Origin of the sequence: Sphingopyxis sp., assembly GCF_016704835.1 — a bacterium.
In the GTDB taxonomy this organism is placed as follows: Bacteria; Pseudomonadota; Alphaproteobacteria; order Sphingomonadales; family Sphingomonadaceae; genus Sphingopyxis.
Genome location: NZ_JADIZJ010000021.1, coordinates 323,878 through 342,261, shown reverse-complemented (window position 1 = coordinate 342,261; position 18,384 = coordinate 323,878). Strand labels below are relative to the sequence as shown.

The 18,384-nt window shown below is 64.6% G+C and carries 16 protein-coding genes; 8 read left to right on the top strand and 8 right to left on the bottom strand.

What is annotated here, in order from left to right; translation table 11 throughout:
- Window positions 1–178: 178 nt before the first annotated feature.
- Genes moaB through IPF76_RS16690 form a run of 3 tightly spaced genes read right to left on the bottom strand, consistent with a single transcriptional unit; the run spans window position 179 to window position 3,248 of the window.
- The gene (moaB, locus tag IPF76_RS16700) at window positions 179–703 is read right to left on the bottom strand and encodes a molybdenum cofactor biosynthesis protein B (RefSeq protein WP_293846356.1); all 525 of its coding nucleotides are present in this window, start codon (window positions 701–703) and stop codon (window positions 179–181) included.
- Window positions 693–2,447 (bottom strand): lytic transglycosylase domain-containing protein, encoded by a 1,755-nt coding sequence (locus IPF76_RS16695; RefSeq protein ID WP_293846354.1) that lies wholly within the window; start codon window positions 2,445–2,447, stop codon window positions 693–695. The genes moaB and IPF76_RS16695 overlap by 11 nt, the downstream gene beginning before the upstream one ends.
- 12 nt (window positions 2,448–2,459) lie before the next feature.
- A complete protein-coding gene (locus tag IPF76_RS16690) occupies window positions 2,460–3,248 on the bottom strand; it encodes a uracil-DNA glycosylase family protein (RefSeq protein WP_293846352.1) in 789 nt (262 codons plus the stop codon).
- Between the two features lie 119 nt (window positions 3,249–3,367).
- On the opposite strand from IPF76_RS16690, the gene IPF76_RS16685 reads away from it, so the two are divergent.
- From IPF76_RS16685 to IPF76_RS16650, 8 genes are all read left to right on the top strand, one after another.
- Window positions 3,368–5,023, top strand: coding sequence for an electron transfer flavoprotein-ubiquinone oxidoreductase (locus IPF76_RS16685; RefSeq protein ID WP_293846350.1), 1,656 nt, complete (start codon window positions 3,368–3,370; stop codon window positions 5,021–5,023).
- Window positions 5,024–5,051: 28 nt separating this feature from the next.
- On the top strand, window positions 5,052–6,677 hold the full coding sequence (locus IPF76_RS16680) for a tetratricopeptide repeat protein (RefSeq protein WP_293846348.1): 1,626 nt from the start codon (window positions 5,052–5,054) through the stop codon (window positions 6,675–6,677).
- Window positions 6,674–7,525: a 4-(cytidine 5'-diphospho)-2-C-methyl-D-erythritol kinase gene (locus tag IPF76_RS16675; protein ID WP_293846346.1), complete on the top strand. Its 852-nt coding sequence runs from the start codon at window positions 6,674–6,676 to the stop codon at window positions 7,523–7,525. The genes IPF76_RS16680 and IPF76_RS16675 overlap by 4 nt, the downstream gene beginning before the upstream one ends.
- A complete protein-coding gene (locus tag IPF76_RS16670) occupies window positions 7,522–8,253 on the top strand; it encodes an N-formylglutamate amidohydrolase (RefSeq protein ID WP_293846344.1) in 732 nt (243 codons plus the stop codon). The genes IPF76_RS16675 and IPF76_RS16670 overlap by 4 nt, the downstream gene beginning before the upstream one ends.
- A 59-nt stretch (window positions 8,254–8,312) precedes the next feature.
- Window positions 8,313–10,169, top strand: coding sequence for a dihydroxy-acid dehydratase (gene ilvD / locus IPF76_RS16665; protein WP_293846342.1), 1,857 nt, complete (start codon window positions 8,313–8,315; stop codon window positions 10,167–10,169).
- Window positions 10,169–10,555, top strand: coding sequence for a hypothetical protein (locus IPF76_RS16660; protein WP_293846340.1), 387 nt, complete (start codon window positions 10,169–10,171; stop codon window positions 10,553–10,555). Before ilvD ends, IPF76_RS16660 begins: the two co-directional genes overlap by 1 nt.
- 65 nt (window positions 10,556–10,620) lie before the next feature.
- Complete coding sequence (locus tag IPF76_RS16655; protein WP_293846338.1) at window positions 10,621–11,973, top strand: NAD(P)H-hydrate dehydratase; 1,353 nt, start codon at window positions 10,621–10,623, stop codon at window positions 11,971–11,973.
- 1 nt (window position 11,974) lies between these two features.
- Window positions 11,975–13,174 carry a class I SAM-dependent RNA methyltransferase gene (locus tag IPF76_RS16650; protein WP_293846336.1) on the top strand — a complete coding sequence of 400 codons (1,200 nt, stop codon included), beginning with the start codon at window positions 11,975–11,977 and terminating at the stop codon, window positions 13,172–13,174.
- Window positions 13,175–13,305: 131 nt separating this feature from the next.
- On the opposite strand, the gene IPF76_RS16645 is transcribed toward IPF76_RS16650, so the two are convergent.
- The 5 genes from IPF76_RS16645 to IPF76_RS16625 form a co-directional block, all read right to left on the bottom strand.
- Entirely contained in the window at window positions 13,306–13,740 is a 435-nt protein-coding gene (locus IPF76_RS16645) for an MAPEG family protein (RefSeq protein WP_293846334.1), read from the bottom strand.
- A 12-nt stretch (window positions 13,741–13,752) separates the two neighbouring features.
- Window positions 13,753–14,184, bottom strand: a complete 432-nt coding sequence (locus IPF76_RS16640; protein WP_293846332.1) for an MAPEG family protein — start codon at window positions 14,182–14,184, stop codon at window positions 13,753–13,755.
- A gap of 65 nt (window positions 14,185–14,249) precedes the next feature.
- Complete coding sequence (locus IPF76_RS16635) at window positions 14,250–15,410, bottom strand: CoA transferase (protein ID WP_293846330.1); 1,161 nt, start codon at window positions 15,408–15,410, stop codon at window positions 14,250–14,252.
- 137 nt (window positions 15,411–15,547) lie between these two features.
- Window positions 15,548–16,702, bottom strand: a complete 1,155-nt coding sequence (locus IPF76_RS16630) for a helix-turn-helix transcriptional regulator (RefSeq protein ID WP_293846328.1) — start codon at window positions 16,700–16,702, stop codon at window positions 15,548–15,550.
- Between the two features lie 280 nt (window positions 16,703–16,982).
- Window positions 16,983–18,176 (bottom strand): type III PLP-dependent enzyme, encoded by a 1,194-nt coding sequence (locus tag IPF76_RS16625; RefSeq protein ID WP_293846326.1) that lies wholly within the window; start codon window positions 18,174–18,176, stop codon window positions 16,983–16,985.
- Between the last annotated feature and the right edge of the window lie 208 nt (window positions 18,177–18,384).

The window sequence follows — 18,384 nt, the reverse complement described above, 5'->3', positions numbered from 1 at the left end:
GGCGGGAGGGATTTGGTCGATTCCACCGAGGCAGACTATCGTGTCAATGGGAACAAATAAAGAACAAATAGCTGAATGAAGCACCTCATCGTCATGCCGGACTTGATCTGGCATCCATTCGGCAGCGGTGAAATGACCCCGGATCAAGTCCGGGGTGACGACGATTCCAAAGTTGGCCCTATTCCATCAACCGCGGCATCAGTTCGACGAAATTGCACGGCTTGTTCCGGCTATCGAGCTGGGTCGCCAAAATGCCTTCCCACGCGTCGCTTACCGCTCCGGTCGAGCCGGGGAGCGCGAAGATGTAGGTACCGCGCGCAACGATGGCGCAGGCACGCGACTGGATCGTCGAGGTGCCGATTGTTTGGTAGCTGAGCCAGCGGAACAGTTCGCCAAACCCGGGGATGTCCTTGCCGTCGAGCCGGTGCAGCGCCTCGGGCGTCACATCGCGGCCGGTCAAGCCGGTGCCGCCGGTGGTGATGACGGCATCGACCTCGGGATCGTCGATCCAGTTATGGAGGCGCGAGACGATCAGGTCGGTTTCGTCTTTGATAATCGCGCGCGCGGCGAGGATGTGGCCCGCGGCGCTCAGCAATTCTTCCAGCTTGTCGCCCGAGCGGTCTTCGGCCGCGCTGCGGCTGTCCGAAATCGTCAGCAGCGCGATCCGGACCGGTTTGAAGACAAGGCTTTCGTCAATCGGCATTGGCCAAGCCGCCCGCCCAGGTCAGGCGGGTGCGGTCTTTGCTGTCGGGGAAGCGCGGCCATTTGCCCTGCGCGAGCGCGGCGCGGCTGACCGACGGCTTGCCCTGCTGCGCTTCGTACATCCAGTAATTGCGCAGCACGATACCGACATAACCGCGCGTTTCCCAATAGGGGATCGATTCCATGTAGAGCAAAGGATCGCCATTATCGCGAATTTCGGACTGCCAGCGCGCGACGGGCGCGGGCCCGGCGTTATAGGCGGCGATCACCTTGGGCAGCTGGCCGCCGGTCGAGGCGTCGCGGGCGAGATATTGCAGATAGCTCTGCCCCATGTCCATGTTGACCGCGGGAATGCGTAGATCGCCCGTGCCGCTGTCGCCGCGCCAGCGCGCGACGTCGCGCGCGGTGCCCGGACGCACCTGCATCAGGCCGAAGGCGCCCGCGGGGCTGACGACGCTGCGCTGAAAACGCGATTCTTGCAGCGTGTGCGCGAAAACGAGGGCGGGATCGACCTTCCATCCGCCGTTCGGTTCCCACTTTGGCTGCGGGTAGCGAGCCTGCGCCGCGGGTTTGCGGCCCTGCGGCGTATTATGGGCGAGGTAGAGCTGAGTTTCGGGCAGGCTCAATGTGCCGGCGATCGCGAGCAATTGTTCGTGCTGGCGCGCATCGCCGATCCGCGCCTGATGACGCAGCACGGAATCGGCATATTGGTCTTCGCCAATCTCCGACAGCGCCATTGCAGAGCGGACGTTCGGCAGGTCTTCGAGCGTGCGCCAGGCGCTGCGGTCGGCGCGCACATTCTCGCGCTGGCGGCGCGGTTCGACGCCGAGCGTTTCGGCGGCAAGGAGGCCGTAAAAGGTCTCTTCGTTGGCGGCGGCGGCGCGCAGGCGTGGCTGCACCGATGCGGGTTCGCCCGCCGCGATCGCGGAGCGCGCAGCCCAATAATAAGCGGCGGCGCGCAATTCGCTGTCGGGCGCCTCTTTCGACACACGGTCAAAGGCGGTCAGCGCGGCGCGATAGTCGCGCGTACGCCAAGCCGCGAGACCCTTGACCCATGCGCCCTGCGTCGACCAAGCACCCTGACCGTTGCTGCATTCGTTCGCGAGGCGCAGCGCATTTATGTCGTCATTTTCGATATAATAGGACCAGGCGACCTTTTGCCGCCATTCGTTGCGAGCCTCGGGCGTCAACTGATCGCCCGCTGCGTTCAGCAGCGCTTCGGCGCCGGCAGGGTCGTCATTCTTGATGCGTTCGGGGATCGAACGGGCAAGCGCGGCCGCAACGGGGTCGCCGCTGACCGCATCGGCGCCGATGCGGCGGGGCGCGGTTCCGGCCCAGGTGAGGCGGGCTTGCGAGGGAAGCGTCGGCAGGTCGGTCGCGCCGCGCTTTGCGGCAAGCCGGCCAAGCTGTTCAGCCTGCGGCAGATGGGGCGAACGCGACAGAATCGGCATGATGTCGGCAACTTCAGCGCGCGGGCTGTTTGCTGCGGTGAGCAGCTCGGCGCGCAGGAAGTCGTCGAGCGGCCCGTTTCCCGCGCCATCGAGCAGCGATTTCGCGTCGGCCCAGCGCTGGCCGCGGATCGCGGTCAGCACCTGCGTGTACAGCTGTTTCTGTTTCGACGATAGGATGTCGGGCACCGTTTGCGGCGCCGATACCATGTCGCGGCTGCTCGCATCGGCGGCCAAGGCCGGAACTGCGGCGAAAGCGGCGGCGAGAGCCGCGCATGAAACGAAAGTCTTGGTCATATTCTGCATCCGTCAACGTCCCCGGTTGAGCAGTTTCAGGCTATCCCATGCCGCCGCCTTTTGCGCGGGCCGGGCCAGGAGCATCGCGGGATGCGCCACAGCCACCGTCTCCACCTTGCCGCCATCTTGGTTAATATTCAGTAACTTTCCGCGCGTGTTGGACAATTCGCTTGCCACCGCCATACGGACGATGTCGCTTCCGATCAGCAACAACCGTGCGGGTTTCGCCAGCAGCAAGTGATGCCACAGCAGCCGGTCGAGTTGGGCCGCTTCGTCGCCGTCGCAGCGCCCACCTGCGGGGCGCGTAATCGCGAGACTTGCCACATAGCATTCTTCGCGCTTCATTCCGATCGCGAGCAGCATCGCGTCGAGCAACTTGCCTGCGGCGCCGGTAAACAGCGCGCCGTCGCGCTGGTCGTCAATTTCGGGCCAGGCGGTGAGCAGCATCAGCGGCGCGTTCATCTGGCCGACGGGCAAAATGCGGCGGGCGTCCCACTGGCTGCCGGGCACATCGTCGCTTGCCGCAAGCCACTGCTGAAATTCGTCCCAAGCGTCTGGAAAGACGACCGGCCCCTTCGCTGCGACAGTCTGCGGTGCTTCCGGGCGCTGTAAAATGGCCGGGAGGGGCGCTCCTTCGGATTCCGGCGCGATGGTCGGTTTGGGCCGCAGTGCCGCAGCGTCATTCGCCGGCGGCAGGACGAGCCAGCCTGCCGGTTCCTCGCCAACCAGCGCATCGACGCCCGCCAGTGACCACCAGTCGCTAATGCTGTCCGCCAGCAAGGCTGATTGTGAGCCACCCATGTGATTTATCCAAACAGGCTGTTGACGGACACGTCAATTGGCGGGCATCGCATTTCGTGACAGAATGAGCGCCGCTTACGATGAATGATCGGCGCCGGGACGGCAGAAAGGCTTTGCAAGTGAGCGAACGGGAATCGATGCCCTATGACGTGGTCATCGTCGGCGCGGGTCCGGCGGGACTTTCGGCGGCGATCCGCCTGAAACAACTGGCGAATGAAGCTGGCAGCGAGCTGTCGGTCTGTATCCTGGAAAAAGGGTCCGAAGTCGGCGCGCATATCCTGTCGGGCGCGGTGATCGATCCCAAATCGCTCGACGAATTGCTTCCCGAATGGCGGACCCAAGGCTGTCCGATGGCCGAGGTGCCGGTCAACGACAACCAGCATTGGGTGCTGACCAAGACCAAGAAGATCGGGGTGCCGCACATCATTACCCCCGGCTTCATGCACAACAAGGGGACCTATACTGGCAGCTTGGGCAATCTGTGCCGCTGGCTCGCCGAGCAGGCGGAAGGGCTCGGGGTCGAAATTTTCCCCGGCTTTCCCGCGGCAGAAATCCTCTACAACGACGACGGTTCGGTCAAAGGCGTCGCAACCGGCGATATGGGCATTGCCCGCGACGGCAGCCACAAGGGCGATTATGCGCCTGGGCTGGAACTCCATGCCAAATATACCTTCTTTGGCGAGGGCGTGCGCGGCCACCTGACCAAGATTTTGAAACCGCAATTCGCGCTCGACAGTGATTGCGAGCCGCAGGTCTATGGGCTGGGTGTCAAGGAATTGTGGGACATCAATCCTGAAAACCATGCGCCGGGCCGGGTGATACACACGCAGGGCTGGCCGCTTGACGAACATGCCAATGGCGGCGGGTTCCTCTATCATCAGGCGAACGGCCAGGTCGCGCTGGGTTTCGTCACCTGGCTCAATTACCGCAACCCGCACATCTCTCCGTTCCAGGAGATGCAGAAGTGGAAGACGCATCCCGAGATCGCCAAGGTTTTGAAGGGCGGCAAGCGCGTGTCCTACGGCGCGCGCGCGATCAGCGACGGCGGGTACCAGTCGGTGCCGAAGCTGGCGTTCCCAGGCGGGGCGCTGATCGGCGACAGCGCCGGGTTCCTGAACGTACCGCGTATCAAGGGCACGCACACCGCGATGAAATCGGGGATGATGGCGGCCGAGGCGGCGTTCGCGGCGGTGAGTGCTGGACGCGGCAGCGACACGCTCGACGCCTATCAGACGGCCTATGACGACAGCTGGGTCAAGAAGGAACTGAGCGTCGTCCGCAACGTGCTGCCGCTCGTCGAAAAATGGGGCGACCTGGGCGGGACGATTCTGTCGGGGATCACGATGTGGCTCGAAACGCTCAAGATCAAAGTGCCGTTCACGATGAAGCATCATCCGGACAATGAGAGCCTTTACCGCGCCGACATGATGCCGAAGCCCGATTATCCGAAGCCTGATGGGGTGCTGACCTTTGACCGCCTGTCCTCGGTGTTCGTGTCAAACACTAACCATGAGGAAGATCAGCCGGTCCATTTGCAACTGAAAGACCCGACGATCCCGGTCGCATACAACCTGCCGCTCTATGACGAACCCGCGCAGCGCTATTGCCCGGCGGGGGTCTATGAAATCGTCGGCGAAGAAGAGGGCGATCCGAAGTTCGTCATCAACGCGCAGAATTGCGTCCATTGCAAGACGTGCGATATCAAGGATCCGACCCAGAATATCAACTGGGTCACCCCCGAAGGCGGCGGAGGCCCCAATTACCCGAATATGTAAGCTCGCGCGGGTTGTTCTGGCCGTCGGCGTGATCGGCGCGGCCTGTCCGGTGCAGGCCGCGGACGATGGCGGCGCGGCGCTGAACGCGCTGGTGCGGGCGCGGCTGGCCGAGGCGGGCGGTGAACCCGCGGCGGCGCTGGCGGCGCTGACCGATGTGTCGAGTCTGGCGCCCGGCCTGCCGGGAGTGCGCGGGCGGATCTTGGAACAGGCGATCGAAGCGGGCGACCTCGCTGCCGCGCGCACAGCGGCGTTGCAGCTCTGGACCGCGGGCGATCGCCGTTTCGATGCGCAGCTGGTGCTGATGGTCGATGCGATGCGGCGAGCGGACTGGAAGGCTGCGCGCGATTTTATGTCGGGCCGCGGCGACAAGACGGGCGCCGATACGATCGCGCGGCTGATCCTGCCGACCGTCAATGCATGGATCGACGTTGGCGGGCGTGAGAAGCAGCCCGAGCGGCATTTGCTGGACGTCACTGGCCAGGCGCGCTCCGAGCCGGCGCTGACGTTGCAGGTGGCGCTGGTGCAGCTGGCGACAAGACGCGCGGAGGAAGCGACCGTGCTGACCGACGAGATTGTCTTGACCGACCGAACGAGTCAGCTGGTCGGGCTGCGTCTCGCTGCAACGCTCGACAAGGCGGGACAGGGAGATGCCGCGCAACGGCTGCGCGGACGGATCGCGCTGGCGGCGGGGCAGCGCGAGGATCCGATGCTGCTGCTGCCCGATCAGGCGGTCACGACGCCTTGCGCTGGGGTGGCGCAATGGCTGGGGCTGCTGGCCGACGGGCTGGCGCGGGTACCGAACGGCAACACCAAACTGCCGCTGCTCTTTTCGCGCGCTGCCTTCTGGCTGAACGATGCGGATTGGGCGGTCCGCGCGACGTTGGTCGAGGCGCTCGACCGCAATGGCCAGCGCGACGCGGCTGCGGCTTTGATCGACAGCGGGCGCGCTGAACTGCCGCCGGTGCTGGCGATGCGGCGCGCCGAGTTGCTGGCCGAAGGCGGCGACCTGCTGGGCGCGGCGAAACTGGCCGAAACGGCGGCGGTGGGCGATGCGCCGCGCAGTATGCTGGTGCGGCTTGCCGATATTGCGCGGCGATCGGACGATCCGAAAGCTGCGGCGCGCGCTTATGAGCGGCTGGAGGCGGCGCTCGGTGAGGGCGATGGCGACCAGATACTACGCGGCTCCTTGCTGATTGCGCGCGCCGAATTGTTGTTGCAGGCAGGTGAATGGGACGCCGCGGCGCCATTGATGGAACGCGCAGTGGCGCTGCGTCCGAACGATGCCGCGGTGCTAAACTTCGCAGGCTATTCGGCGCTGGAACGGCGCAAGGAGGTCAAACAGTCACTGGCGCGGATCGAGGCGGCGTGGGCGCAGGAGCCGCAGAATGCCAGCATCACCGACTCGCTTGGCTGGGCCTATTTCCTGACCGGGCGCACCGACGATGCGGTCGATCTGCTCGAAAGGGCGCAGCGCGGCGAGCCGACCAATGCGGTGATCGTCGAGCATCTGGGCGATGCCTATTGGCAGGCGGGACGCAAATTCGAGGCGCGGTATAAATGGCGCGCGGCGACGCTGCTCGCCGAAGCCGAGATGGCGACGCGGCTGGCGGCGAAGCTGCGCGACGGGCTGACGCCGGCGACGACCGCGCCATGAACGATGTGATGCAGGAAACCGGTTGGGCGAAGATCAATCTCGCGCTGCACGTGCGGGCGCGGCGAAGCGACGGCTATCATGACATCGAGACCTTGTTCGCCTTTGTCGATGGCGGCGACGGGATTGTCGCCGAGGTGGCGGCGGCGGACAGCCTGACGATCGCTGGTGAGTTTGCCGAGAGGCTGAGCGCGGGCGACGACAATCTGGTGATGCAGGTGATGGCACTGCTGCGCGAGCGTCATGGCGCCGATCGCGTGCCGCCGCTCGCGGTGACGCTGAGCAAACGGTTACCCGTGGCGGCGGGAATTGGCGGCGGGTCGGCGGATGCAGCGGCGATGGCGCGGCTGGTGCGGACGCAATTCCTGCCAGAACTCGGCGATGCGGCGCTGACGCGGATCATCAGCCCGCTCGGCGCCGATATTGCCGCGTGTGTGGCAAGTTCAACCTGTCTGGGCGTAGGGGTCGGCGAAGAATTGAGCGCCGTTCCCGAACTGCGGCTGGCTGGCACGCCGGTGCTCCTCGTCAACCCGCGCCAGCCGGTCGCGACTGCGCCGGTTTTCGCCGCGTGGGACGGCATCGACCGTGGAGAATTGTTCGGCGATCCGGCGGGGCGGGCGCAGTTGCTGGCAGCGCGCAACGATTTGCAACGTCCCGCCACTGCGCAATGTCCAGCGATTGCCGATGTGCTGCTCGAACTCGGCGCGCTTCGGCCTTGGCTGGCGCGGATGTCGGGATCTGGCGCGACCTGTTTTGCACTGTTCGATGCAGCGGCGGAGCGCGATGCAGCGGCGGTTTCGCTGGCGCAGAGTCATCCGCAGTGGTGGCAGTTGGCAGGCGCGCTGCGGTGAACGAGGCGTGGCGCCAGTTGGGGACGCCGCGGACAGGCGGCATCTTGCTGATCGCGGATCATGCATCGAACTATGTTCCAGATGACATCGATCTGGGGATCGATCCGGCACTGCTGACCAATCATATCGCGATCGATATTGGGGTTGCTGAGGTGGCAGCCTCGCTGGTCGAGAACGACGCGGTCGACGCCGCGATCCTGGGCGGGGTGTCGCGACTGGTGGCCGACTGCAATCGCGAGGAGGAGTCGCCGGGGGTGCTGCCGATCGCGAGCGATGGGCATGCGGTGCCGGGAAATGCGCTGGACGAGGCAGGCCGCGAAGCGCGGCTGGGGCGGTTCTTTCGGCCTTATCACGCGCATATTGCGGCGACGACCACAGCGCATCGTCCGGCCATGATCCTGTCACTGCACAGCTTTACCCCGGTGCTGGCGGCGCATCCCGATCAGGCGCGGCCGTGGCATGTCGGGGTGCTGTATAATGACGACGACCGGCTGGCGGCGGCGGCGATCGCGGCGCTGAAGGCCGAAGGCATGATCGTCGGAGATCAGCTACCCTATTCGGGCAAGCTGCTCAACGCGACGATGAACCGCCATGCCGAAAGCAATGGTATTCCCTACGTCGGGATCGAGATGCGGCAGGATCTCGTCGGCGATGCGGCGGGGCAGGCGCTGTTTGCCGCGCGGTTGGCGCGAATGTGTCAGAAAGTGGCGTTGAACATCGCGGGCTAGGCGTGTAGAGGCGCGTTCTCTCCCAATTAATTGTAATTATATTTCTAGGAAACTGAAAAATGCCTTCTTATCGTTCGCGCACGACCACGCATGGCCGCAATCAGGCTGGAGCCCGCGGACTGTGGCGTGCGACGGGGATGAAGGACGGCGATTTCGGCAAGCCGATCATCGCGGTGGTCAACAGCTTTACCCAGTTCGTCCCCGGCCACGTCCATCTGAAAGACTTGGGCCAGATGGTTGCGCGCGAGATCGAGGCGGTCGGCGGGGTCGCCAAGGAATTCAATACGATTGCGGTCGATGACGGGATCGCGATGGGGCATGACGGGATGCTCTATTCGTTGCCGTCACGCGACCTAATCGCGGACTCGGTCGAATATATGGTCAACGCGCATTGCGCCGACGCGATGGTGTGCATCTCCAACTGTGACAAGATCACCCCGGGCATGCTGATGGCGGCGCTGCGCATCAATATCCCGGTCGTGTTCGTATCGGGCGGGCCGATGGAGGCGGGCAAGGTCGTGCTAAAGGGCAAGACCGTTGCGCTCGACCTGGTCGATGCGATGGTCGCTGCTGCAGACGAGAAATATAGCGATGAGGAAGTTCTGGCGATCGAGCAGGCAGCGTGTCCGACCTGTGGCTCATGCTCGGGCATGTTCACCGCCAATTCGATGAACTGCCTGACCGAGGCGCTCGGGCTGTCGCTCCCGGGCAACGGATCGCAGCTGGCGACGCACGCCGACCGCAAGGAGCTTTTCCTGCGCGCGGGACGGATCGTCGTCGAGATGTGCAAGCGGCACTATGAGGAAGGCGATGACAGCGTCCTGCCGCGCAATATCGCGACCATTGAAGCGTTCGAGAATGCGATGAGTCTCGACATTGCGATGGGGGGATCGACGAACACGGTGCTGCATTTGCTGGCGGCGGCGTTCGAGGCCGGGGTCGATTTCACCATGACCGACATCGACCGGCTGTCGCGGCGGGTGCCGTGCCTGTCGAAGGTCGCGCCCGCCAAGTCCGACGTCCATATGGAGGATGTTCACCGCGCCGGCGGGATCATGGCGATCCTCGGCCAGCTCGAACGCGCGGGGCTGCTCCACGCGCATCTGCCGACCGTGCACAGCGCAACGCTGGGCGATGCGCTGAACAAATGGGACATCTCGCGGACCAACGATCCCGAGGTGCAGAAATTCTTCATGGCGGCACCGGGCGGGGTGCCCACACAGGTCGCGTTCAGCCAGGAGCGGCGCTGGGATTCGCTCGATCTTGACCGGGAAACCGGAGTGATCCGGTCGGCATCGCACGCGTTCAGCCAGGATGGCGGACTGGCGGTGCTGTCGGGCAATCTCGCGCTCGACGGCTGTATCGTGAAAACCGCGGGGGTTGATGAATCGATCCTGAAATTCTCGGGACCGGCGAAGCTGTTTGAAAGCCAGGATGCATCGGTGGCGGGCATATTGACCGGGCAGGTCATCGCGGGCGATGTCGTCGTCATCCGTTACGAGGGGCCGAAGGGCGGACCGGGGATGCAGGAAATGCTCTATCCAACCAGCTATTTGAAATCGAAGGGGCTGGGTGCGGCGTGCGCACTGGTCACCGACGGGCGCTTTTCGGGCGGCACGTCGGGCCTGTCGATCGGCCATGCCTCGCCCGAAGCCGCTGAGGGTGGCCTGATCGGCCTGGTCGAAGATGGTGATATGATCGAGATCGACATTCCGAAACGCACGATCCACCTCGCCGTCCCGGATGCCGTGCTGGTAGCGCGGCGGACGGCGATGGAGGCCAAAGGCGACGCCGCATGGCAACCCGCCAAGCCTCGTCCGCGCAAGGTTTCGGTGGCGCTGCAGGCCTATGCCGCGATGACGACGAGCGCCGCGCGCGGCGCGGTGCGCGACCTGTCACAGTTGAAAAACAAGTAATGCAGAAATTGGGGGGTATCGCAGGACTCATGCTCCTCGCCGCGTGCAGCGGCGCGCCCGACAATGACGATTTGGCGGAAGCGGAAGCCCGCGGGTCGCGCGCAGCGGCGGAAAATGGGCGTATCGAATGCGCGCTGGAAGGCGCCAAGCTGTTCGATCGCACGTGTACCGTTGAGGAGATGAGCGGTCAGGACGGCGCGGTGCTGGTGGTCGGGCGTGCGAATGTCGGATACCGCCGGTTGCAGATCACGTCCGACGGGCACGGTGTCGTGTCGGCCGACGGGGCCGAGCCAGCGAAGGTGTCGATCGTGGGTGACGGCATGATCGAGGTTGCAATCGGGAATGATCGGTATCGGTTGCCTGCCAATACGGGTGGTGGGACCTGATGACGGGTTGAGGGGGCCGAGCGCTTCCACCGCGACTTTTTGGCTGGTCGTGCTAGTCTGACGCGATGTCCGTTCCCGCCGACGCCCCGATCCTGACCAGCGCCGTGATGCGCGAGGCCGAGGCCGCCTGCGCGGTGCAGGGTACGCCGCTGTCCGAACTGATGGAGCGCGCCGGTGCGGCGGTGGCCGATATCGCGTGGCGGATGGCGGCGGGGGCGCCGGTTCTGGTCCTTTGCGGTCCAGGCAATAATGGCGGCGACGGTTATGTCGCGGCGCGGTTGCTGGCGGAACGCGGCGCGGCGGTGCGGGTTGCGGCTTTGGCCGAGCCGACGACCGATCTGGCAAGAGTTGCGCGTGCGGAATGGTGCGGGTCGGTCGAGCTGCTGGACTCCACGTTGGCGCCGGCGCCGCTGATCGTCGATGCACTGTTCGGTGTTGGACTGTCGCGGCCGCTGGATGACAATCTGGCGCTGTCGTTGCAGCGCTTCGCCGGACGCCGCGTTCTCGCGGTCGATGTACCAAGTGGCGTCGAAAGCGACGGAAACGCTGATTGGATACCGCCGCTGGCCGCCGATACCACGGTAGCGCTTGGCGCACTGAAGCCCGCGCATGTGCTGCTGCCGAACGCCCCCGCCTGCGGCCGCGTGCTGCTCGCGCCGATCGGGATTGCGCCGCGCGGCATGATGCGGACACTGCCGCTGGCGACGACCCGAACGCCCGACGCGACTACGCACAAATTCAACCGCGGGATGGTGCTGGTGATTGCCGGGCCGATGCCGGGGGCGGCAGGGCTGGCGTCGGCGGCGGCGCTGCGCGCGGGGGCGGGGTATGTGGTTTTGGAGGGCAGTGAACGCGCGCCGCTGTCGGCGATCATCACTGAGAGCGAGGCGCGCTTTGGCGCGCGGCTGAGCGATCCGCGCGTTGGGGCGGTGGTGATCGGGCCGGGCTTTCCGGCGAGCGATGAACTGCTGTTCGACGTCGAGGCTGCGCTCGATTCGGGCAAACCGCTGGTGCTCGATGCGGCAGCGATTGCCGCTGCTCTGCCGCGGCTGTGCGCAACGCCATGCCGGGCGATCCTGACCCCGCATGAGGGCGAGTTCGCGCACGCTTTCCCCGAACTTGATGGCAGCAAGATCGACCGGACGAAGGCGGCGGCGGTGCGGACAGGTGCGGTGGTCGTTTATAAAGGCGCCGATACCATCATTGCCGCGCCCGACGGCCGCGTCGTGGCGGCCTGGCCGGGCAACCCCTGGCTGGCGACCGCAGGGACGGGTGATGTGCTGGCGGGGGCGTGTGGGGCGATGCTGGCGCGCGGCGTCGATACCTTCGACGCGGCGGTGGCGGCGGTGGGGTGGCATATCGCGCAGGCCACGCGTATAGGCCCCGGCCTTGTCGCCGACGATCTGGTTAGGGAATGAAATGAGCGAAACTGCGCTGATCGAGCGCATTGCCGCGCGCGGCGATGGCGTGACCGGCGATGGCCGCCATGTCGCTGGCGGCGTTCCGGGCGATCACTTAGCGGTCGACGGGACGCTGATCCCCGGGCCGAACCGCGCCGAACCGCTGTGCCGCCATTTCGGCAAATGCGGTGGGTGCGAATTGCAGCATGTCGCCGAGCCCGCGCTCGCTGATTTTGTGCGCGACCGGGTGGTTGGAGCTTTGGCGGGGCAGGACGTGCCGGTGGGCGACGTCTTGCCTGCGCTGCTGTCGCCGCCGCAGAGCCGCCGTCGCGCGGCACTCACTGCGCTGCGCACCGGCAAGCAGGTGGCGATCGGGTTCAACGCGGCGCAGAGCAACCAGATCGTCGATATGCGGCAATGCCCGCTGCTGCTGCCCGAATTGTTCGCGCTGATCGCACCGCTACGCGAGTTGCTGGCGACGATTGCGCAGCAGAAGCGACCGGTAAAGGTCAAGCTGCAGATGCTCGATCAAGGCGTCGAAGTGATATTGGAAGGCGTAAAGGCAGACGGACTGGACGCCGCGATGGCGCTTCAGGATTTTGCGGGAACGCATAAGCTGGCGCGCTTTGCCGTCGATCAGGGGCATGGGTTGGAAACCTTGTGGCAGCCCGAGCCGCCCACCGTCCGTTTCGGAGACGTCACGGTCGAAGTTCCGGCTTTCTCGTTTCTGCAGCCGACCGCCATGGGGCAGACGGCGTTGGTCGATGCGGTTGCGAAAGCGATCGGCGATGCCGCGGCGGTGGCTGACCTGTTTGCTGGGGTCGGCACGTTTGCGCTGTCGCTTCAGAAGGGGCGCAAGGTCTATGCTGCCGAGGGCGCGCGCGATGCGATTGCGGCGTTGAAAGCGTCCGCCAACCGAGCCGGGGCGCTGGTTGCGACCGAGCATCGCGACCTGTTCCGGCGGCCGCTGATCCCGGCGGAGTTGAACCGCTTTGGCGCGGTGATCGTCGATCCGCCGCGTGCGGGGGCCGAAGAGCAAGTTGCGCAACTGGCGGCATCGGACACGCCGGTAATCGCGTATGTTAGCTGCAATCCCGCGAGCTTTGCGCGCGATGCGAAGCTGCTGGTCGATGGTGGTTATACGCTCGATTGGGTGCAACCAGTTGGTCAGTTCCGCTGGTCGACGCATGTGGAACTGGCGGGGCGGTTTTCGAAATAGCATAGGGTCCGGTCCCGCTCCGGCGAGGGGTCCGTAGGGTTGCCGCATGGCCGATGGACCTGCCCGCTGCGACTAACGTAAACGTTCGCAAGTCTTGCCGCCCTCCCCCTAAAGGGGAGGGCGTGAAGGCATCAATGCAACACAAACCCCATGAACGCGTGCACGCATAGCGCGAGCAGCGCGAGGCTGGCCAGTGCGAAAACGGCGAAGCGCCACAGGACCCGATTGACGGTCACCTGGATCAGGCTGTGAATGATCCTTAAGCCGACATAGGCCCAGGCGATCTGGGTATTCAGCCCGCCGCCCATGCCGCCGACCGCGAGTGCCAGCGCGACGGCGTAGAAGATCGTCGGCTGTTCCATCAAGTGGTTATAGTTGTGCGCCTTCCACTGCACTTCCGGCGGCAGCACTTCGTCAAGGCTCTTGCCGGTGCCGCCCACCATTTTGGCGGCGTCGATCTTGGCTCGCTGCATCGCCGGGATGCGGGTTGCGTACATCCACACCCAGATGATCATCGACCACAGCGCAAGTGTCGCGACCGGCCCCAAAATTGCATTGGTTTCCATGATATTTCCCCCTCAACCCAAAGTGGCGATCACCGCCAGTACTGCCAGTGCGAATAGACAAAATGTCGACAGCCCGAAAATGGCAAAGCGTACCGGGATACGATTAACCGTCGCCTGCCAAAAACTGTGGACGATGCGCAGCACGACATAGGCCCACGCCAGCCCGCGCGTCAGGTCGGTACTGCCGCCCGAAAGGTGTAGGAAAACGGTTACTGCATAGAAGACCGTCGGCTGTTCGAGCAGATGCGTATAATTATGCGATTTCCAGTTGATCGTCGGCGGCAGAATATTTTCCAGATCGACCCCACGACCGCCCGGCGGCGCGGCTTTCAGGTCGACGCCCGCCTTGGCCATCGCGCCAAAACGCGTTGCGGCGACCCAGCCAAGCATGATGAGTGTCCACAGCGCGAGCACCGCGCCGGGTGCAAGCAGGCTTTCAGGCATATCATTCCCCCTCGTTATTTTCGCGCGATGCTAGGGCGCGCGACCGACAATGCAATAATCGATGTTCAGCGACGGCGTTCGGCGAGTTCATCGCGGATCACCGCGCCGTCGCCGTCGACGCGCGGCGCGAAACCCAAATCTCCAGGCGGCATCGCTCCATATTTTACCGGCGGCTGCATTTCGTGGAATGCGCCGACGTCGGGATGCGTGCGGTGCCGGAAGAAACCCGTCGCGATGAAATGCGGATCCGCCTTGATATCCTGCAGGTCGCGTGCCGCCATCGCGGGGATGTCGTTGGCGGCAAACAGTGCCAGCCATTCGGCGCTCGTCTTTGCCGGGGTTTTGCGGGCGATTTCGCTGTAAACGATCTGCATGTGCTGGCCTTTCGCCTTGGCAGCCTCGAATTCCGGCGTATCGGTCAGGCCTTGGCTGCCGAGCAGTGTCATCAGCCGTGCCGTCGATTCGGGAGTATAGGGGACAATCGCGAGATAGCCGTCACTGGTCGGGAACGGCTGGCGTGTCGGGTCGAGCTGGCGTGGGTAGCCCGCGGGGCCGAGCGGCGGATCGAGCGCCGCGTCGCGCAGATGTTCGGTGAGCATGAACGAGGCGAAGCATTCGAACATCGGCACTTCGACCTGCTGCCCCATGCCGGTCCGCAGCTTGTGGACCAGCGCCGCAAGGATCGCCTGCGTGCCGAACTGCCCCGCGATCTTGTCGGCGATCAGCGACGGGAAATAGCGCGGGCGCGGATCGCCATCGACGCGCGGGAGCAGGCTGGTGGTACCGGTCGCGGCCTGGATGACGTCGTCATAGGCCTGAAGATCGGCATAGGGGCCATCCTGTCCAAAGCCGGTGCCATGGACGTAGATGATGTCGTCCTTGATCGCCTTACAGCCCGCATAGTCGAACCCCAGCTTGGCAATCGCCTTGCCGCGGACATTGTGAAAAAAGACGTCGGCGGTCGCGACAAGGTCGCGCAGCACCGCCGCGTCCTCGGGCTTTTTAAGGTCGAGCGCGATCGATCGCTTGCCGCGGTTCACGGTGAGGTGAATCGACCCCATCGTCGGATCGGGTGCGCCGCTGCCGAGATAGCGTGAGATGTCGCCTATCCCGGGGGTTTCGACCTTGATCACCTCGGCACCGAGATCGGCGAGCATCTGCGTCGCATAGGGACCGAAAATCACCGTCGTCAGGTCGACGATGCGGATACCGTTGAGCATAGTCATGCGGCGCGATCTCGCCGGTATGATTTCAACGCCATCGTCTGCCTCTCCACTGCTCTTGTCGCCCGGAATGGTTGCAGAAGGAAACCGAAAACGCAATCGAGCATCCCGATGTTGGCGCGGCGTCGTTATGCCTGCCGTCACACCGCGGCCGGCAGGCGGGCGAGCATCGCGACCAGCTGCGCCTGGCTGGTCGCGCCAGTTTTCCGGAAGATGCCTTTGAGCAGGAAACGGACGGCGTTCAGGCTGACGGCGCGCAGTGCCGCGTAACTTTGCAGCGACTGTCCTCCGGCGAGCGCGACCGCGAGCCGCGCCTCTGCCGGGGTAAGGGCGAACCATTGCGCAACGCGGTCGATCTCGACGACGGGCGTTTCGCCGGGCGCGCTTCCAAGCGTGACGATGAGCGAGGCGCCGGCGCTGAACCCGCCGATTTGCTGCACCGCTTGCGGCGTTATCCGTGCGACGAGCACCGGACATTCGACGCCCGACCGGCCGACCGCCTGGAAAGCGAGTCCCGCGGCCTTGGCACTCCTGACCAGATCAAGCAGCTTTTTCTGACTGGCGGGATGGGCAAAGGCAAAGCGGCCCTGCGCGAGGTGGATGATCCCGGCGTTCTCATATCGACCGGCGCGGCTGTTGGCGGCTAGGATGTTTAGCTGATCGTCGAGACTGAAGATCGCGAAGGGCGCGAAATCGGCGGCCGCGCGGGCCGCGCCGACGGCCAGTTCGAACGTCGCGATGCGATCACTGATCCGCATGGCGCGCTGGATGTGCGGCGCCAGGACGCGCAGCCCGCGCTTGAGCCTTTCGACATCGCGGTCGCCGGGGCCGGGTAGCATCAGCCCCAGCCGCTCGCCGCCGCGGCGGTCGAGCAGGACGCAGACCATTCGATCGATGCCCCAGGGCGCGAGAAAATTCTGGAAAAATGCCGATTCCGCAAATTCGTCGCGGGTCATGATATCGTTGCTGTCGACGACGCTGCCATTGCCATAGCGCATCAGTTTCCGTGACCAGGGGTGGTTGCCGGCATAGACCGCGGTGTAAATTTCCTGCACCCCGGCGGCGAGCCCGGTCGCGGCGACGAAGCGCGCGCGCGGCGGGTTGCTCCCCTCCCAAAGGATGAACGCCGCTTCCCAGCTTAGGGGACACAAGGCACCGGTGATCCGGGCGAGCGTATCGTTCCAGCACTCAGGCTGGAGGACGGAATCGTAGATGAGTCCGATCAGGACATTCAGCGTTTCCCATTCATCGGGTTCGTTGTGACCCGGTGCAAAGATCGGAACATCGCTCGACACAGCTTCCCCGGCAGGCGGCACAATGGCTTAGGATCTCGGCCGGGATACACGAATGTCGCCTGAAAAAGCGCAAAATATCGCGGCACTACCCGAATGGGTAGTGAAACGGCGCGTCGCATGCGGCATGAATCGGGTGCGACCCAAGGGCAGGATGGTCCACAAAGACCATCCTGTTCGCTTCAGGCCCGTCGGCTCGGCCCGGCGGGCTTCTTTTTTGCAACGGAAAAGGGGCTGGTCGCATCGCTGCGCCAGCCCCATTTTATCGATCAGCGGGATTGGGTCAGAACAGTTTAGTCACCGTCGCACTGCGGCGTTCCGGTTCGACTTCGCCAGTGTAGAGGCTCGTCATCGGCTCATCGCTGACCACATGCGTCTCGTCGGCGCCGAAGCCGTTGAACTTGGTGCGCATCGCGCAGCCATAGGCGCCAAGCATGCCGATTTCGATGAAGTCGCCCGCCTTGATGTCCGTCGGCAGAAAGAAGGGTCCGGCCATATGGTCTAGGTCGTCGCAGGTCGGGCCATAGAAGCTGAACGGCACCATCTCGGCATCGCTTTCGACGTCGCGTTGCAGCGACACCGGGAAGCGCCAGCCGACATGTGCGGCGTCGAACAGAGCCCCGTATGCGCCGTCGTTGATGTACAGTTCCTCGCCGCGGCGCTTTTCGACGCGGACGATCAGCGAGCTGTACTCGGCCGACAGTGCGCGGCCGGGTTCGCACCACAGTTCGGCCGAATAGCTGATCGGCAGGCTTTCGAAGCTGCGGTGTATCGTGTCGAAATAGGCGTCGAGCGGCGGAGGCTCCATGCCCGGATAGGACGATGGAAAACCACCCCCGACATCGATGATGTCGACGGTGACCGATGCCGCGACGATCGCGGCGCGGACGCGCTCCATCGCCTGCGCATAGGCATGCGGGGTCATTGCCTGGCTGCCGACGTGGAAACAGATGCCGAGCGCGTCAGCCGCCTGGCGGGTCGCCATCAGCAGCTCGACGACCTCATCGGCTTCGGCACCGAATTTGGCGGCGAGGCTGAGCTTTGAATGGTCCGACGAGACGCGAAGGCGCACGAGCAGGTTGAGGTCGGCGGCGCCTTCGGTCGCGCGCACGATCTTTTCCAGCTCGTCCATCGTGTCGAGCGAGAAGGTGCGCACGCCATGCTTCCAATAAGCTTCGGAGATCGCTTCCTCGGCCTTCACCGGATGCATAAAGCACAGCGTCGCTTCCGGCAGGGTACGCGACACCAGCCGGACCTCGGCGATCGACGCGACGTCATAATGGGTGACGCCCGAATCCCATAGCACGCGTAAGAGGTCGGGCGACGGATTTGCCTTGACCGCATACATGGTCGTGCCGGGAAACCGGTCGATGAAGAAACGCGCCGCGCGCCGTGCGGCGTGCGGACGGACAAGCGTGACAGGTTCGACCGGCGAAAGTGCCTGAATCAGCCCGTGGGCGCTATGATGCTGGTGCAATGCAAGGGACCCCCAAAAGTGTAACGGTAAACGACAAGGCTGCCTTGCGGTTATTGGAAGTCCCCCTGGGGCAGCGGAGAGCGCATATATGGAGGGGGGTCCCCCCTGTAAAGTCCCTATCGCGCAATTTTGTAACAGTGTGGTAACTGGATGGGCGAACCGGGGCGGATATGCGCCGAGCGGGGCAAAATTGAGACAGGGCGGCGGC

What these genes read in the sequence shown, in the direction of transcription:
- moaB (WP_293846356.1), bottom strand. Translation starts at nt 703, where the DNA reads ATGCCGATTGACGAAAGCCTTGTCTTCAAACCGGTCCGGATCGCGCTG.
- IPF76_RS16695 (WP_293846354.1), bottom strand. Translation starts at nt 2,447, where the DNA reads ATGACCAAGACTTTCGTTTCATGCGCGGCTCTCGCCGCCGCTTTCGCC.
- IPF76_RS16690 (WP_293846352.1), bottom strand. Translation starts at nt 3,248, where the DNA reads ATGGGTGGCTCACAATCAGCCTTGCTGGCGGACAGCATTAGCGACTGG.
- IPF76_RS16675 (WP_293846346.1), top strand. Translation starts at nt 6,674, where the DNA reads ATGAACGATGTGATGCAGGAAACCGGTTGGGCGAAGATCAATCTCGCG.
- ilvD (WP_293846342.1), top strand. Translation starts at nt 8,313, where the DNA reads ATGCCTTCTTATCGTTCGCGCACGACCACGCATGGCCGCAATCAGGCT.
- IPF76_RS16660 (WP_293846340.1), top strand. Translation starts at nt 10,169, where the DNA reads ATGCAGAAATTGGGGGGTATCGCAGGACTCATGCTCCTCGCCGCGTGC.
- IPF76_RS16655 (WP_293846338.1), top strand. Translation starts at nt 10,621, where the DNA reads ATGTCCGTTCCCGCCGACGCCCCGATCCTGACCAGCGCCGTGATGCGC.
- IPF76_RS16650 (WP_293846336.1), top strand. Translation starts at nt 11,975, where the DNA reads ATGAGCGAAACTGCGCTGATCGAGCGCATTGCCGCGCGCGGCGATGGC.
- IPF76_RS16645 (WP_293846334.1), bottom strand. Translation starts at nt 13,740, where the DNA reads ATGGAAACCAATGCAATTTTGGGGCCGGTCGCGACACTTGCGCTGTGG.
- IPF76_RS16640 (WP_293846332.1), bottom strand. Translation starts at nt 14,184, where the DNA reads ATGCCTGAAAGCCTGCTTGCACCCGGCGCGGTGCTCGCGCTGTGGACA.
- IPF76_RS16635 (WP_293846330.1), bottom strand. Translation starts at nt 15,410, where the DNA reads ATGACTATGCTCAACGGTATCCGCATCGTCGACCTGACGACGGTGATT.